This window comes from Rhizobium sp. PvP014 (assembly GCF_017876855.1).
GTDB lineage: Bacteria > Pseudomonadota > Alphaproteobacteria > Rhizobiales > Rhizobiaceae > Neorhizobium > Neorhizobium soli.
The window spans coordinates 2,167,811-2,183,314 of sequence record NZ_JAGIOT010000002.1; the positions used below are offsets into that span (position 1 = coordinate 2,167,811).

At 60.6% G+C, this 15,504-nt stretch carries 15 protein-coding genes; 5 read left to right on the plus strand and 10 right to left on the minus strand.

Annotation, left to right across the window (positions count from 1 at the left end; genetic code table 11):
- Window positions 1–242 precede the first annotated feature (242 nt).
- The 3 genes from J3A65_RS15150 (at window position 243) to J3A65_RS15160 (ending at window position 4,052) form a co-directional block, all read left to right on the plus strand.
- Entirely contained in the window at window positions 243–1,952 is a 1,710-nt protein-coding gene (locus J3A65_RS15150) for a peptide ABC transporter substrate-binding protein (protein WP_092660974.1), read from the plus strand.
- Window positions 1,953–2,122: 170 nt separating this feature from the next.
- A complete protein-coding gene (locus J3A65_RS15155; protein WP_062582030.1) occupies window positions 2,123–3,133 on the plus strand; it encodes an ABC transporter permease in 1,011 nt (336 codons plus the stop codon).
- Window positions 3,126–4,052 carry an ABC transporter permease gene (locus tag J3A65_RS15160; protein ID WP_062582028.1) on the plus strand — a complete coding sequence of 309 codons (927 nt, stop codon included), beginning with the start codon at window positions 3,126–3,128 and terminating at the stop codon, window positions 4,050–4,052. Before J3A65_RS15155 ends, J3A65_RS15160 begins: the two co-directional genes overlap by 8 nt.
- A gap of 413 nt (window positions 4,053–4,465) precedes the next feature.
- Here the strand turns inward: J3A65_RS15160 and J3A65_RS15165 are convergent, their stop codons facing one another.
- Window positions 4,466–5,407: a sensor histidine kinase gene (locus tag J3A65_RS15165; RefSeq protein ID WP_244474087.1), complete on the minus strand. Its 942-nt coding sequence runs from the start codon at window positions 5,405–5,407 to the stop codon at window positions 4,466–4,468.
- 381 nt (window positions 5,408–5,788) lie between these two features.
- Complete coding sequence (locus J3A65_RS15170; RefSeq protein WP_062461304.1) at window positions 5,789–6,583, minus strand: response regulator; 795 nt, start codon at window positions 6,581–6,583, stop codon at window positions 5,789–5,791.
- Window positions 6,584–6,751: 168 nt separating this feature from the next.
- On the opposite strand from J3A65_RS15170, the gene J3A65_RS15175 reads away from it, so the two are divergent.
- On the plus strand, window positions 6,752–6,934 hold the full coding sequence (locus J3A65_RS15175; protein ID WP_062461941.1) for a NepR family anti-sigma factor: 183 nt from the start codon (window positions 6,752–6,754) through the stop codon (window positions 6,932–6,934).
- Window positions 6,931–7,497: an RNA polymerase sigma factor gene (locus tag J3A65_RS15180; RefSeq protein ID WP_062461307.1), complete on the plus strand. Its 567-nt coding sequence runs from the start codon at window positions 6,931–6,933 to the stop codon at window positions 7,495–7,497. Before J3A65_RS15175 ends, J3A65_RS15180 begins: the two co-directional genes overlap by 4 nt.
- Window positions 7,498–7,734: 237 nt before the next feature.
- Here the strand turns inward: J3A65_RS15180 and J3A65_RS15185 are convergent, their stop codons facing one another.
- The 8 genes from J3A65_RS15185 to J3A65_RS15220 all read right to left on the minus strand — a co-directional run bounded on the left by J3A65_RS15185 (window position 7,735) and on the right by J3A65_RS15220 (window position 15,484).
- Window positions 7,735–8,184, minus strand: a complete 450-nt coding sequence (locus tag J3A65_RS15185) for a hypothetical protein (protein WP_062461309.1) — start codon at window positions 8,182–8,184, stop codon at window positions 7,735–7,737.
- Window positions 8,185–8,186: 2 nt separating this feature from the next.
- On the minus strand, window positions 8,187–8,537 hold the full coding sequence (locus tag J3A65_RS15190) for a DUF883 family protein (RefSeq protein WP_062461311.1): 351 nt from the start codon (window positions 8,535–8,537) through the stop codon (window positions 8,187–8,189).
- A 256-nt stretch (window positions 8,538–8,793) separates the two neighbouring features.
- Window positions 8,794–10,191, minus strand: coding sequence for an amidase (locus tag J3A65_RS15195; RefSeq protein WP_209902006.1), 1,398 nt, complete (start codon window positions 10,189–10,191; stop codon window positions 8,794–8,796).
- Between the two features lie 33 nt (window positions 10,192–10,224).
- Complete coding sequence (locus tag J3A65_RS15200) at window positions 10,225–11,043, minus strand: ABC transporter permease (protein ID WP_062582021.1); 819 nt, start codon at window positions 11,041–11,043, stop codon at window positions 10,225–10,227.
- On the minus strand, window positions 11,040–11,990 hold the full coding sequence (locus J3A65_RS15205; protein ID WP_209902009.1) for an ABC transporter permease: 951 nt from the start codon (window positions 11,988–11,990) through the stop codon (window positions 11,040–11,042). Before J3A65_RS15205 ends, J3A65_RS15200 begins: the two co-directional genes overlap by 4 nt.
- A 282-nt stretch (window positions 11,991–12,272) precedes the next feature.
- A complete protein-coding gene (locus J3A65_RS15210) occupies window positions 12,273–13,799 on the minus strand; it encodes an ABC transporter substrate-binding protein (RefSeq protein ID WP_209902011.1) in 1,527 nt (508 codons plus the stop codon).
- Between the two features lie 90 nt (window positions 13,800–13,889).
- On the minus strand, window positions 13,890–14,639 hold the full coding sequence (locus J3A65_RS15215) for an ABC transporter ATP-binding protein (RefSeq protein WP_174196863.1): 750 nt from the start codon (window positions 14,637–14,639) through the stop codon (window positions 13,890–13,892).
- Window positions 14,636–15,484 carry an ABC transporter ATP-binding protein gene (locus J3A65_RS15220; protein ID WP_209903545.1) on the minus strand — a complete coding sequence of 283 codons (849 nt, stop codon included), beginning with the start codon at window positions 15,482–15,484 and terminating at the stop codon, window positions 14,636–14,638. Before J3A65_RS15220 ends, J3A65_RS15215 begins: the two co-directional genes overlap by 4 nt.
- Between the last annotated feature and the right edge of the window lie 20 nt (window positions 15,485–15,504).

Consider the following 15,504-nt stretch of genomic DNA (forward strand, 5'->3'; position numbering starts at 1 on the left):
CGTCAATTTTCGCCCTTGAACACAAAATAGGCCTATGCTTAGATGGCTCAAAATTTGATCACCTCGGCATATTGCGGGTATCAAATGTAATATACGACTTACTTTTCAGGAGGATGCGGGAATTCTAATCTGCGACGCGCCAGGGAAGACAGGGCGCCATGCAGCTCGACGGCATCGACACCGGCAAACGGGCGATCCGGGCACTAAAATCGAGACAAATCAACATCAAGGGGAATAGCAGCATGAAGAAGTTGAAGCACCTATTGGTCGGCACGGTGGCCGTGCTCGCCCTGGGTGGCACCGCAGCCCACGCCGAGCGCGGCACTGACGGAGACCTGAAGGCCCTGTTCTGGCAGGCGGTTTCCACGCTGAATCCGTATCTTTCCGCCGGCACGAAGGAAGTCTATGCGTCCTCGATCGTGATTGAGCCCCTTGCCCGCTACGACGAGAAGGGTGAACTGGTTCCGTGGCTCGTGACCGAGATCCCGACCGTCGAAAACGGCGGCGTGGCAAAAGACCTTCTCAGCATGACCTGGAAGATCAAGCCGGGCGTCAAATGGTCCGACGGAACGGCGTTTACCGCTGAAGACGTGATCTTCACCTGGAAATACTGCACGGCGCCGGATGGCGGCTGCGCCCAGGCGGCTCAGTACGAAGGCGTCAAGAACGTCGAGGCGATCGACCCGAACACCGTAAAGATCACCTTTACCGAGCCCAAGCCCTACCCCTACTCGGCTTTTGTGGGCGCCCAGTCGCCGGTCATTCAGGCCAAGCAGTTCAAGGATTGCGTCGGCGCCAAGGCTCCCGGCTGCACGGCCGCCAACTTCGGTCCGATCGGCACCGGCGCCTTCATGGTCGCCGATTTCAAGCCGAACGACGTCATCACCTTCAAGGCCAACCCGAACTACCGCGATCCGGCAAAGCCAGCCTTCGCCTCGATCACGCTGAAGGGCGGTGGCGACGCTGCCTCTGCTGCCCGCGCCGTGCTTGAAACCGGCGAATACGATTACGCCTGGAATGCCCAGGTCGAGCCTGAAGTGCTGCAGACCATGCTCGCTGCCGGCAAGGGCCGTCTTGAAATTTCGTTCGGCACCCAGGTCGAGCGTATCAACCTCAACCACTTCAATGCAGATCCTTCGCTGGGCGCCAAGCGCTCCACCAAGGAAGCCGGCCCGCATCCGTCGCTCAAGGATCCGGCCGTTCGCCGTGCACTGTCGCTTGCCATCGACCGCGACATCATCGTCGAGGCCGGCTACGGCCAGTCCGGCAGGGCCACCTGCAACATCCTGCCCGCTCCGGAAGTCGTTGCTTCCACCAAGAACGACAGCTGGTGCCTGAAGCAGGATATCGAGGGCGCCAACAAGCTGCTCGAAGATGCCGGCTGGAAGAAGGGTTCCGATGGCATCCGCGCCAAGGATGGCGTACGCCTTTCCTACCTTTACTCCACCTCGACCAACTCGGTTCGCCAGGCGACCCAGGAACTGGTCAAGGCGATGTGGGCGGAAATCGGCGTTGATGCGGAACTCCGCAACGCGTCTGCCTCCGTCTTCTTCGGTGGCGACCCGGCAAGCCCGGACACGTTCCAGAAGTTCTATGCCGACGTTGAAATGTACACCAACAACTTCGATGGCACCGATCCTGAAAAGTACATGGCGGAATGGCTGTGCGACAAGATCCCCGGTCCGGCAAACGGCTGGCAGGGGCAGAACATCCCGCGCTACTGCAACCCTGACTACGACAAGCTGGTCAGCGAACTGTCCAGAACCGCAGATCTCGATAAGCGCGCAGCAATCGCCAAGCAGCTCAACGACATGCTGACCGAGGAAGGCGCACATATCGCGCTCGTCCACCGCGGTGACCAGTCGTCCTTCGCGCTCACGCTCGACGGCATCAAGATGAACTCCTGGGACAGCCAGGTGTGGAACATCGCAGACTGGTCGCGCAAGAAGTAAGGAGACAGCCGGCAGCCCTCAGCGGTTGCCGGCGCTCTGTCTCACGCTTCGTATGGCATGATCTTCCCGGGGCTCATCGGCCCGGGAAAATCTGATGCGGCACATCAGGACTTCGCGCCCTATCACCGCATTCTGCGGCATGATCCGGCGTCGTCTGGAGAAATTCGTACATGTTCACATACACGTTGCGACGATTGTTCTTCGCAATACCGACCCTGCTGATCATCAGCTTCGTCATCTTCGCGCTGCTCGATCTGGCACCAAACGATCCGACTGGCGACCTGCCCCTGACGATCCCGCCGGAAGTCCGCGCACAGATCCGTGCCTCGCTCGGCATGGATCAGCCCTTCCTCCTGCGCTATCTCTACTGGCTGCAGCAATTCTTCATCAACGAGCCGCTGAATATTCTCGAACGTCTGACAGGCTGGCAGTTCGGCGATGGTCAGCGCATGCGTGTCCTCTCCTGGGCAACCCGCAGCCCTGTCGTTGATCTCATCGTCCAGCGCCTGCCACAGACGCTCTGGGTCGTTGGCCTCGCCTATCTGTTCGGCATTCTGATCGCTGTTCCGATCGGCGTCATCTCCGCCTACAAGCAGTATTCGATCTTCGACCAGGTCGGCACCTTCGTCTCGATGGTCGGCTATTCGGTGCCGACCTTCTTCACCGGCGTGCTTCTGATCGTCATCTTCTCGTCCTACCTCCAGTGGTTCCCGTCGGTCTACGACACCAATCTGCAGGTCACGAGCTTTGCCACCTTCGTTGCGCAGGCAAAGCAGATGGCAATGCCGGTGGCGGTTCTGGCGCTTTACAACGCGTCGCAGATCACCCGGTTCGTGCGCGCATCCATGCTCGACAACCTGCATCAGGATTATGTCCGCACCGCCCGCGCCAAGGGCGTCAAGGAAAACGTCGTGCTGCTCGTCCACGTTCTGCGCAACAGCCTGATCCCGGTCGTGACGGTGATTGCGCTCGGCGTACCCACCATCTTCTCCGGCGCCATCATCACCGAACAGATCTTCCGCGTGAACGGGTTGGGGCAGTTGCTGATCGTCGCCGTCCAGGGCGCCGATATCCCTCTCGTTCAGACGCTGACCTTCATCTTTGCGGTGCTGATCGTACTCTTCAACCTGATCGCCGACGTTCTCTACGGCATTCTTGACCCGAGGATCCGGTATGACTGACGCGACAATCACCAACCCCGCGCCCGCCAAGGCATCATCTCCCACGCGCTCCGCGATGGCCGACATGTGGCGGCAGTTCAGGGCGCACAAGGGCGGCGTTGCCGGCCTCATCGTCTTCACCTTCATCGTTCTGGCTGTCTATGTCGGCCCCTATATCCACAGGGTCGCGCCCAACCAGCTGAACATCCGCGAGAAGAACCAGTGGCCGTCGCTGGCGCATCCGTTCGGAACCGATAATCTCGGCAAGGACATGCTGGCCCAGGTTCTGGCCGGTGGCCGCATCTCGCTTGCGGTCGGCATCACCGCCATGCTGCTCGCCCTCTTCCTGGGCACGCTGGTGGGGGTCCTCTCGGGCTACTTCCGCAGGCTCGATGGGCCGTTGATGCGGTTGACGGACCTGTTCCTGGCCCTGCCGCTTCTGCCGCTTCTGCTCGTGATCCTGCTTCTGTTCCGCGATACGCTGCGCGCAGCCTTCGGACCGGAGACCGGCATCTTCATCCTGATCGTGGTTGTCATCGGCGTCACGAGCTGGATGCACACGGCACGTATCGTGCGTGGCGATGTGCTTGCGGTCAAAAGCCAGGAATTCATCCTGGCGGCGAAATCGAGCGGCATGCGGGAATACCGGATCGTGCTGCGGCATATCCTGCCCAACGTCCTGTCCTCGATCATGGTGTCTGCGACGCTCGGGATTGCCTCGGCCATCATCACGGAATCGTCGCTTTCCTTCCTCGGCCTCGGCTTCCCGTCGGATTTCCCGACCTGGGGACGATTGCTGTTTGACGGCGCCAACTTCCTGCAGCTGACGCCATCACGCGTGCTGTGGCCAGGCCTTGCGATTTCTGCAACGGTTCTGAGCGTCAACTACATGGGCGATGCAATCCGCGATGCGCTCGATCCAAGAACCCTGAAGCGCTGATTTCAGCGCTTTAGATACGACCCGGAACGGCGGCGAAAGCCGCCGTTTTCCGTTGCGTCCTCCGCTCTCATTTTTTCTTCGATTTTTTGAAAATCTGCCGGAACCTTATTCCCGGACGCCCGTTCTACTGATGTCTGAAGGCGACCCCCCGTCCCCCGCCCTACAAAGAGCCTTCGGACATACTCTTCAATCCCCCTCGAAGAGAAGAACTGGCTCGGCTCCCTAGTGGAACCGAGCCAGCTCCGTTTTGGGCAGCCGCTATCGCCGGCACGACTTGTTCCCTTGTGACGTGAAAACATGGCGCCAAGCAACGAGCCCCGCATGGGGCTATCCCGTGGCTCGACATTCGCGAACAGCCCGATGCTTCGATCATCGGGCCTTCGCGTCATGTGGGGAATTGGTTGGCCCGACCTTCAGTCGCTGGCGCCTTCGAGCGGAAAGCTCAGGCGGTACTGAATGCGATCGTTGGAAATCACATATCGTGCCTTGCCGTTGACGGACGCAGGTACCACCCGTTCGAGAACGGTGCTGCCGAAATGCGATCGCATCCCATCCTCGCTGACGTCGACGCTGTCGTTTTCAATCAACGCCTCGTCCCAGACGATCTCAAGAACGTCATGCCCATCCACGTGCACCCGGTTGGCCGCCACTTCGATCGGCAGGCGGCTGCGCATGACGGAGCCGTGACTGACGGCGTTGACCACCAGTTCGTGCAGTGCCAGCCCCACATGCAGCGATGCATTGGGCGTCAGCAGCACGTTGTCACCGCCCATGCGGACGAGATGCTTGTTGTCGGGAAGATACTTTTCGGTCTGTTGCTGAACCAGATCGAACAGATAGGCGCCGCGCCAACTCGAATCGGTGATCAGGTCCTGACTCTGCGACAGCGAATAGAGCCGCCCCCGGAACTTGTGCAGGAAAAGATCGAGCGACCCCGAGTAGCGCGCCGTCTGCAGCGCGATGCTCTGGATGATCGCAAGCAGGTTCTTGGAGCGGTGACTGACTTCGCGCAGCAGGGCCCGGAGCAACCGCTCACGATGCCGCTCTTCCGACCGGTCATTGATCGTGGTGACCAGATGCAGGTTCCCGCCTTCGACGCCGACGGCCTGGACGCGGAATTCGAAGACCTGGTCCGAACCCGCCGTGACCTCGATATGGCCTTTGCGGCCAAGCTCGGTCATTTCCGATTTCAGCGTGTGGAGTTTCGCGGCCACGTCGTCGCCGAACAGGCTCGCATCGCTTGGCGCGTCTACGCCTTGAAGCGACCAGACCTGAGGCAGGTTGGCAACGAGAAGGTAATTCTGCTGGGTGTCCTGGATAATGATGCATGCGCCGAGATCAATCAGCGCTGGCATGAAAAACTCACGCAACTTGTCATCACTCTGACCAGCTTGCTGCCATGTCAGCGGATGCGTCACTTGGTAAACTCCGTTGCGACTTCCAGGCGAACGGAAGTCTGAATATAGACTTCCGCAACTCATTCAAGTTCAAAATCTTATAAAGTGTCGGTCTTGTCGAAACAACCCAACCCTTTGGTAATCCTTAGCTCTAACGAGACGTACCAACCAGGCCAAATCTCTTTTTCAATATCCGCAGGTAAGTATCCCACGGACGCTTTAAATCAAGGGAAGACATCGCTCGGCAACATAACGGGAAAGCAAGCGGGGCGTTCCGATATCCCAGAACGCCTCTCTTTGGGGTTTGTTCCTGCCTAAAACCGATCGATGGCAGATAGATCAGGCAGCAGCCTTAACCGCGTCATTGAAGAACAAGGCCTGGCTGATCAGAGCCTTCACCATATCCGGATTGAAAGGCTTGGTGACGAGGAAAGCAGGCTCAGGCCGCTCGCCGGTCAGCAGACGCTCCGGGAATGCCGTGATGAAGATCACAGGGACATTGGAGGACTTCAGGATCTCGTTGACCGCGTCGATGCCAGAGCTTCCGTCCGCCAGCTGGATATCGGCGAGAACCATCTTCGGCTGCGATGTCTGGAACAACGATACCGCTTCCTTGTGGGTACGGGCGATACCCGTGACGCGGTGACCAAGGTCCTGTACCATCTGCTCGATGTCGAGCGCGATCAGCGGCTCGTCTTCGATGATCATGATGTCGGTCGCGACCTGGCGGGAGATCTCGCGCGAGGCCTCGTCGAGAAGCTTGTTCACTTCACCAACGCTGATATCGAGAACTTCAGCCGCTTCCTCGATCGTAAAGCCTTCGACCGAAATCAGAAGGAAGGCATGACGGGACTGCGACGGAAGGTTCGAAAGGTTAGCCGCTGCACGCTGTTCCCAAGCAAACGGCGAGTCGATCGGCCGGATCTCGATTGAAGTGGAACCAAAAATTGCGACAAACAGTTTGTAAAGCGATACACGATCCTTAGACGACTCCGGAAAGATGGAGACGTCCGCGATCAGGGCCTCGAGGACCGCCGCGACATAGGCGTCTCCCGATGTCTGCGATCCGGTAACGGCCCGCGCATAGCGGCGCAGATATGGAAGATGAGACGCAACGCGTGAGGTCAGTGACATAAAAAAATACTCCCCGGGACCCAATGAGGGCAATTGACGGACTAATAACGTGGGTACTTAAAAAAAGTTCCGCAAGGGTGGAACTTTTTTTCGATCCGCGAATTCTGAGGTGACGATATCGAACAGGCCATTTGAGTGATGAGTGACGACAACACGAAAAAAGATGACATGACAACAAGCCAATCTCAAGAAGCAAGGCCTGGGTCAGTGTCTCCCAACGCCTCGATCTCTCGCAAACTGCGTGAATTTTATGACGCAGTCCAGGAGGAGGGTATCCCCGATCGCTTCCTCGATCTGCTCGAACGGCTCGACCATGCCGAGCGCAACGCCAAGTCGGTGGATGCGAAATGAGCAAGGAAGAAGACAACGACGATCGCATTTTCAAGCGCGACCTTTTGGCATCGCTGCCGAACCTGCGCGCTTTTGCCGTCTCGCTGACCGGTCGTCACGACAAGGCCGATGATCTTGTCCAGGATACGATCATGAAGGCGTGGGCGAACCAGAAGAGCTTTACGGCCGGCACCAACATGCGGGCCTGGCTGTTCACGATTCTGCGCAACGAATTCTACAGCCAGATGCGCAAGCGTGGCCGCGAAGTGCAAGACAGCGACGGCCTGTTTTCCGAACGCTTTTCCGTGCACCCCGAACAGTATGGTCGCCTCGATCTGCAGGATTTTCGTGCAGCGCTCGACAAGCTTCCGGACGATCAGCGTGAAGCGATTGTTCTCGTCGGCGCAGCAGGCTTTGCATATGAGGAAGCGGCAGAGATCTGCGGTTGCGCCGTCGGCACGATCAAGAGCCGTGTCTCGCGCGCTCGTACCCGCTTGCAGGAGCTGCTTGGCGTATCCGGCGAGGTCGATTATGGCCCGGATGCCGGTGACGCGGCCATCACGTCCCGCGCCTTCGGCGGCTGAACGTTCAGCGAAGTACATGTAAACTCATAGACGCCGCCTTCACGGGCGGCGTTTTTGTGTGTTTCGCGTAGCACCAAACAACTGCCCTCCCCTGTGTTTGCAGTATTTTGCATAGCACAGATCCATTCGCTCCGCGCGAGCGTCGACCAGAGCCTGATGACAATCCGACAAGACACAAAAAAAGCTGCCGGAACTTGTCCGGCAGCTCGATGATCGAAAGACGAGTAACGGCTGGTGTTACTCTCCAGGATTTGTAAAGCGACGACGCGTCCTGCCACCGCTCAGGGCGAGGAAGCCGAGGCCCCCCGCGATCGATGCAAACATCAGCGGCTTCGACTTCAGAAGAAGCGGAACCGCTGTGAGTGCTGCCGTCAAAGCCAGCGTCTTGCCGCTATTGGCGGCAACTGCCTGCTTCTTGCGCTTGACTTCCGCTCTCGCGGTGAGCGTCACCGAAAGGTAAAAAATCACGGCCAGCAGTAGTGCGCCGCCTGCAACCACCAGAAGCGCTATGGGAAGGCCCCAGAACTGCGACAGATGAACGGCAAGTGCCGCAACGCCCAGCACATAGGCCGTCAGCACGAAAAGTGCAGCGAGCCCATACAGCATGATGTTGCGCTTCAGCCGCTCCGTAAATGCCGCGATATCCATCGCGGCAAACGAAGCGATAAGGGGACCAAGGCCCATCATCTTTAGCGACGCGACAGAAGAGCGAAGACGAAGCCAACGCCGGCTGCGATCGCGATCGACTGGATCGGTGCCTTGCGGATCTTCGCTTCTAGGTCGCGCTCGAACGAGATCGCCTGCTCGCGGGCAGCTTCAACCATCTGCATGGACGCATCGGTCGCATCGGATGCGGCGCGACGGGCCTTGCCCTTCACTTCACTCGCCGTGCTGCTGCCGACGGCGCCGACGGTCTTGGCAAGCGACGAGATATCTTCGCGGAGCTGCTGCAGCTGCGCTTCGATGTCAGACGTCGTAGCAGCACCGGCAGCGGTGCGAGCGCGGGCAATTTCGGCATTCGTGGAAGTAGCTGCGGCCATGGAGATCTCCTGTTTCTACGGATCTTGGCGCCGCGCGGAAGGCGCGGGCTTTGCGGAAAGGTTCAAACGACATGCAAACTGTGAGGCTAGGCGAAGATCGGGATATCAGGCCCGGTCGTGTTCGAAAGGATGCCTCTCGCACATCATACTCCACCAGACGCAAAGTGCACGCATTCGTCTGCCAAAATGAAACGCGGCGAAACCGTGAAGGTTCCATCGCCGATTTTTGCGCTCGGACCTTCACTGGACGGGCAGATCAGGGCGTAAGTCTCGGCTCTGGCCAGTTGGTCACGCCGCCGGTCCACTGCTCAAACGCATGCGACAGCTTCAGAACGAGCAAGTCTGCGAACCGGGGCCCGACGATCTGCAGCCCGATTGGCATTCCGCTGCGGGAGAAACCGCAGTTGATCGAGGCGGCCGGCTGCTCCGACATGTTCCACGGCACCGTGTAGCCGATATGCTCGAACGGTTTCAGAGGATCGTTGGTCGGCGATGCCCAGTCGGCCGGATAGGAGACGATCGGGTTGGTCGGCGACAAAACCGCATCGACGCCGGAGAAGAGTCTCGCACAGGCCTTGCGCATCTCGTTCGTCTGGTTGAAACCGCGCACCGCCTCGACGCCGGAAACCGAAGCCCCGCCCTTTGCCCATTCGAAGATGTAGGGCAGGATCTGCGCCTTGCGCTCGTCCGGCATCGTCTCGATATCGCCCCAGAACCGCGCCCGCCAGAAACTGTCGAGCCCGTCCAGCATCGTCCGCGTCATGACGGGCGCAACCTCCACGATCTCGGCCCCCGCCGCCTCGAACCGCTTTGCCGCAGCCGTCACCGCCGCGCGCACCTCGTCGTCGAGAGAGATCCCGATGCCCGCATCCAGCATCAGGCCGATCTTCATCCCCCTGACGTCGATGTCGAGATCCAGCCAGTCGAAGGCGTTGGGCGGCAGCGATGTCGCGTCGCGCCAGTCGGCGCGCGACAGGGTCGCCATGGCGATCGCACTGTCGTCCACCGTCCGCGTCATCGGCCCGGCACAGCGCCCGACAAAGAACGGATCGACCGGAATGCGGCCCTGGCTGGGCTTGAAGCCGAAAAGCCCCGTCCAGCCGGCCGGCAGCCGGATCGAACCGCCGATATCGGTGCCGATATGCAGGGGTCCGAAGCTCGAAGCCGCAGCAGACGCGGCGCCGGCGCTGGATCCGCCGGGGTTCTGCGTCAGGTCCCAGGGATTGCGGCTCAAAGGGTGAAAGCTGGAAAGACCTGACGACAGCATGCCGTAATCGGGACATGTGGTCTTTGCGAAGATCACCGCGCCGTCCTCGCGCAGCCGTGCAGCGGCGGGCGCATCGCTGGCCGCCGCCGTCAGCTCCGTCGCGGCGGTCCCGAGCGGCACCGGATGCCCTTTCGTGGCGATCAGTTCCTTGATCGTCACCGGAATGCCGTCGAGCATCCCCAGCGTCTCGCCCTTCGCCCAGCGCTCGGTGGAGGCTTTCGCCTGTTGCCGTGCGCTTTCCGGATCGTAGAGGTAGAGCGCCTGAACTTGGTGTTCGAACGCCGCAACCCGTGCCTCGACCACCTCCCAGTATTCCAGCGGCGAAAGCTTCTTCTGCGCATAAAGAGAAAGAATGTCCCGGATCGTCAGTTTCAAAAGGGCGTTCATGAAAAGTCTTTCACTCAGGTCGTCGTTTAAAAATCAGGGTGTCGAGCGCGGATCGAGAAGGTCGCGCAGACCATCACCGAGCATGTTGAGGCCCAGCACCGCGATCGCGATCGCCAGACCCGGCATCAAGGCGAGCCAAGGCGCCTGTCCAAGGAACGTCTGCGAATCCGCAAGCATCCGCCCCCAGGTCGGGTTCGGCGGCGGCATGCCGAGCCCGAGATAGGAAAGCCCCGCCTCGGTCAGGATCGCGAGACCGAGCTGGATCGTCACCTGCACGATGATCTGGTTCGAAATATTGGGCAGGATGTGGACGAAGGTGATTGTCAGCTTCGAACGCCCCATGCCGATAGCCGCCGCCACATAGTCGCGCGTCCAGATCTGCCGGGCCGCGGCCAGCGTGAGGCGTGCGAAGACGGGCACCATGAACGTGGCAATAGCGATGACCGCCGTGAACCGGCCGGATCCGATAAAGGCGCCGAGCATCATCGCCGACAGGATCGGCGGAACCGCGAAGATGATGTCGCAGCCGCGCATCACGATCTGTTCGACCCAGCCGCGCCGCATCGCCACCACGGTGCCGACCGCCGTGCCGATCGTGGCGCCGATCGCCACCGCAAGCAGCGCCGTAGACAGCGAATTCCAGGCGCCGACCATCAGCGCGGAAGCGACATCGCGTCCGAACTGGTCGGTCCCGAGCAGGCCGAATTCGAATGGCGGCTTCAGCTTGTGGACGATGTTCATCTTCGACGGCGGATAAGGCGTCCAGACCAGCGAAAGCAACGCCACCAGAAACAGGAACAGCGTCACGACAAGCCCGGCAAGAAGAACGGGACGGCGCAGAAGTTGCCTCATCTCACCCCCACCCTCAGCCGCGGATCGATCACCAGGTAAAGAAGGTCGACGAGGAAATTGACGACGATGACAAGGGCTGAGAAAAACAGGACGACGTCCTGCATGACCACGATGTCACGCTGCGCCAGCGACTGGTAGGCAAGCCTTCCCAGACCCGGCAGGTTGAAGACGTTTTCGACCAGCACTGCACCGGCGATCAGAAAGGTGAACTGCATGCCGATCATCGTCACCACAGGCACAAGCGCATTCGGCACCGCATGGCGCCAGAGTGCCGCCCCCTCGCCCAGCCCCTTGGCGCGGGCGGTGCGCACATAATCCTCGTTCATCACGTCCAGCACCGCGGCCCGCGCAACGCGTGTCAACACGCCCGCCTGCGGCAGCGCCAGCGCGATCGCCGGCAGCAGCAGCGCTTGCAGCCCGGCCAGCAGTCCCGCGTCCCAGCCCGGAAATCCACCCGCCGGCATCCAGCCGAGCAGCGTCGAAAACAGGATGATCGACAGCAACCCCACCCAGAAGGCCGGCACCGCGATACTGACATAGGACACCGCGCCGACAATAGCATCGAACATGCCGTTATGCTTTTTCGCGGCCTGCACGCCGAGTGGCACGGCAATTCCGACCGACATCAGAACCGCCATCAGCGCCAACGGCAGCGTCACCGTCAGCCGCTCCGCGATCAGCCCCGCGACCGGCACGCCATAGGTATAGGACTGCCCGAAATCGCCCTGAAAAACACCCCATAACCAGGCGAGATAACGCACCGGCAGGGGCTGATCGAGCCCCATCTGGGTTCTGAGCGCCGCCAGCGTTTCCGGGCTTGCTGACGTCCCCAGCACAATCGCCGCGGGATCACCCGGCAAGAGATCCATGACGACGAAGATCAGCAGCGACACGACGAGAAGCGTGACGATGAGCGACAGGATGCGGCGGATAAGGATGGAGATCATGGGCCGCACCCTCCAACATCCACCATGCCTACGCCAGTCGCCCCTCCCCACCCTCCCCACAAGGGGGAGGGCTTAACCCAGCCGAACCGCCGGGCCACGATCGAGGCAATCGGGTGCCGCATACCTTCTCCCCCCTTGTGGGGGAGATGGCCGGCAGGCCAGAGGGGGATTTCAGTCATCCGCGATTAAGCCCCATCTTTCCCAAGGCCACCTCATCGCAAAGCTTAACGCCTCTCGCGTTGTCGGAAACGTCACCGGCGCAGATCACGGCGAGACGCATCGTCATTCTTGCCAGAACACCTCGGTCAGCACGTTCGATGGGATCGGCTCGTTCTCCCACAGCCCCTTCAGCTTCGCGTCCCATATGCCGAGCTTCGGCATCACGAACAGGAACAAGGCCGGGACGTCCTCTGCCAGGATCGTCTGCGCCTCGCCGTAGAGCTTGTCCTGTTCCGCAGGATCGGCGGTCGCCTCGACCTTGGCGAGGATCTCGTTGAAGGCGGGGTTCTTGTAGTGGAAGTAATAGGGGTCGCGGGCGTAGATATCGATGTCCATCGGCTCCGCATGGGCAACGATGGTCATGTCGTAGTCGCCGGCTTTCAGCACGTCCGATACCCATTTTGCGGGAAACTCGGTCGTTTCGATATTCATCGTGACGCCGATTTCGGCAAACATCGCCTGCAGGATCTGCGACGAGCGCTGCGCATAAGCCATCTGCGGCGCCTTCATGGTGAAGGAGAAGCCGTTCGGATATCCGGCCTCGCTCAAAAGCGCCTTCGCCTTTTCGGCGTCGTAGGGGTAGACGCCGGTTAAGTCCTTGAAGCCGCGGTCGTTCGGCGTGTAGTGGCTGCCGATCGGCGTGCCGTAACCCGACCATGCACCTTCGACAACGGTCGCACGATCCACCGCCATCATCAGCGCTTGGCGAACCTTCTTGTCGTCGAATGGCTTGCGCGAATTGTTCATGCCAGCCACGACCTTGAGCTCGGTATTGCCGATCACGGTCGTGAGCTTCGTGTCGCCCTCGAAGGAGGAGACCAGTTCCGGCGCGCCGAACTCCGGAAACGCGTCGACATCGCCGGCCTTCAGCGCTGCGGCCTGCGCCTGCGGATCGGCGATGAACCGGAAAACCGCTGTCTCGATCTTCACCGAAACGGACTTGTTCCAGTAATCGGCATTCTTCGCCAGATCGACCTTCGAGCCCTTCTGCCAGGACACGAACTTGAACGGACCAGTGCCGACCGGTGTGGTCTTGTTGTCAGCTGCGGATTTCGGCTCCACCATCACGGAAGCAGGCCAGCCGAGCCAGTAGAGCAGGCTGCCCGCCGGCTGCTTCAGCTTCAGCACCAGCGTTGCGGCATCGGGCGTCTCCACCGTCTCGATCGAGGCGAAATAGCGCTTCTGCGGATTGACGCTGTCGGCGCCGCGAGCCCGGTCGATCGCAAATTTCGCAACGGACGAGTCGAAGGCGACGCCGTTGTGGAAGGTCACGCCCTTCCGCAGTTTGAACGTATAGGTCTTCCCATCCGAGGAAATCTCCCAGCTTTCCGCAAGCTGCGGCTGCACCTTGCCGGCGCTGTCGACCGTCGTCAGGCCCTCAAAGATATTCTGCCAGCTCACCTGCCCGATCGCGACAGGGGCGGCAATCGTCGGATCGAGACCAATGGGTTCGATCGTCATGCCGATCGTGACCGACGTCTTTGCCGCGGCAAACGCCCCGCTTCCCATCGAGGCGGCAAGGCCAAGCGCAACAGACGCCGCAATCACGCTCCGGCGCGAAAACACACCCCAACCAGCAACCGTCTTCATGGCATTGTTCCCCTGCTTATTGATCTCTTAACCGCGATCTTACGGGCATTTCGCAGGTGCACAATAGCATTCTGCCGCCCGCCACAAGGATTAGCCGCGGCTGAAGCCTTCGCTCGCCACCAGCAGCTGTCGGGTGTAATCCGCCGAGAACTCGCGGTTTTCAAGCGCCTGCGCCGGCACGGTTTCCACCACCTTGCCGCTCTTCATCACCGCAAGACGGCCGCACATATGGCTGATCACACCGAGATCATGGCTGACCATCACGAACGTCAATCCGCGGTCGCGCTTTGCCTGCTCCAGCAAATTGAGGATTTCCGCCTGGATCGACGCATCAAGCGCCGAAGTCGGCTCGTCCAGCAGCAGGATCTTCGGTTCGAGGATGAGTGCCCGGGCAATCGCGATGCGCTGCCGCTGGCCGCCGGAAAGCTGGTGCGAATACCGGAAGCGGAAACCCGCTCCCAGCCCGACCTCATCCAGCGCGCGGGCAATCCGCACATCGACGTCGCTAAAACCGTGGATCGCCAGCGGCTCCAGCAGCAGCCGGTCCACCGTCTGGCGCGGATGCAGCGATCCGTAGGGATCCTGGAACACCATCTGGACAGTGCGGTAGAATTCCTTGGTCCTCGCCTGCCCCGAATAGGTCTTTCCCGCGACCGTCAGCGAGCCACTGTCGAACCCTGCCAGCCCGGAAACGGCGCGCAACAGCGTCGATTTCCCCGAGCCCGATTCACCGACGATCCCGAAACTTTCGCCCTCTTCCACATCCATGCTGACATGATCGAGTGCGGCAAAGTCGTCATAGGTGACGAGCATGTCTCGGATGGAGATGATGGCACTCATAGCGACCACTCCGGCTTGCGGTCGAGCACCGGCAGCGGATGCCGGTTTGAGCCTATCGTCGGCAGGCAATTGAGAAGCCCCAGCGTATAGGGATGGCTCGCCTTGGAAAGATCGGCAGACGCCAGTTCCTCCACCACCCGTCCGGCATACATCACCAGCACCCGGTCGCAGAAGGAGGAGACGAGACGCAGATCATGGGACACGAAGATCAGCCCCATGCCGCGCTCGGACACCAGCTTGTCGAGAATGTCGAGAACATCGAGCTGCACGGTCACGTCGAGCGCCGAGGTCGGTTCGTCGGCGATCAGAAGCTCCGGGCCGCAGATCAGCATCATCGCGATCATCACCCGCTGCCCCATGCCGCCGGAAACCTCGTGCGGATAGAGATCGTAGACGCGGCCCGGATCGCGGATCTGCACCGCTTCCAGCATCGCAATCACGCGGTCCTTGGCCTGCGATCCCGAGACCTTTTCATGGGTCTTCAGCGTTTCGACGATCTGCCGACCGATGGTCATGACCGGATTGAGGGAATATTTCGGGTCCTGCAGAATCATCGCGATCTGCTTGCCGCGAATGTGCCGCCGCTCCGATTTCGGCATCGACAGCAAATCGCGGCCTCTGAATTCCAGCTTGTTTGCGGTGATCTTCGCATGCCCCGCCGTCAGCCCCATGATGGCGCGACCGGTCTGCGATTTGCCGGAACCGGATTCACCGACAATGCCGAGACGTTCCTTGCCGAGCGTGAACGAGACGCCGCGCACGGCGCTCACCTCGCCGGTGCGGGTCGGAAACGTCACGCGCAGGTCGTCGACCGCAAGTAGCGGCGCTTCGGTGGTACCAGTCATGTTGACGGAAGGATTGCCCA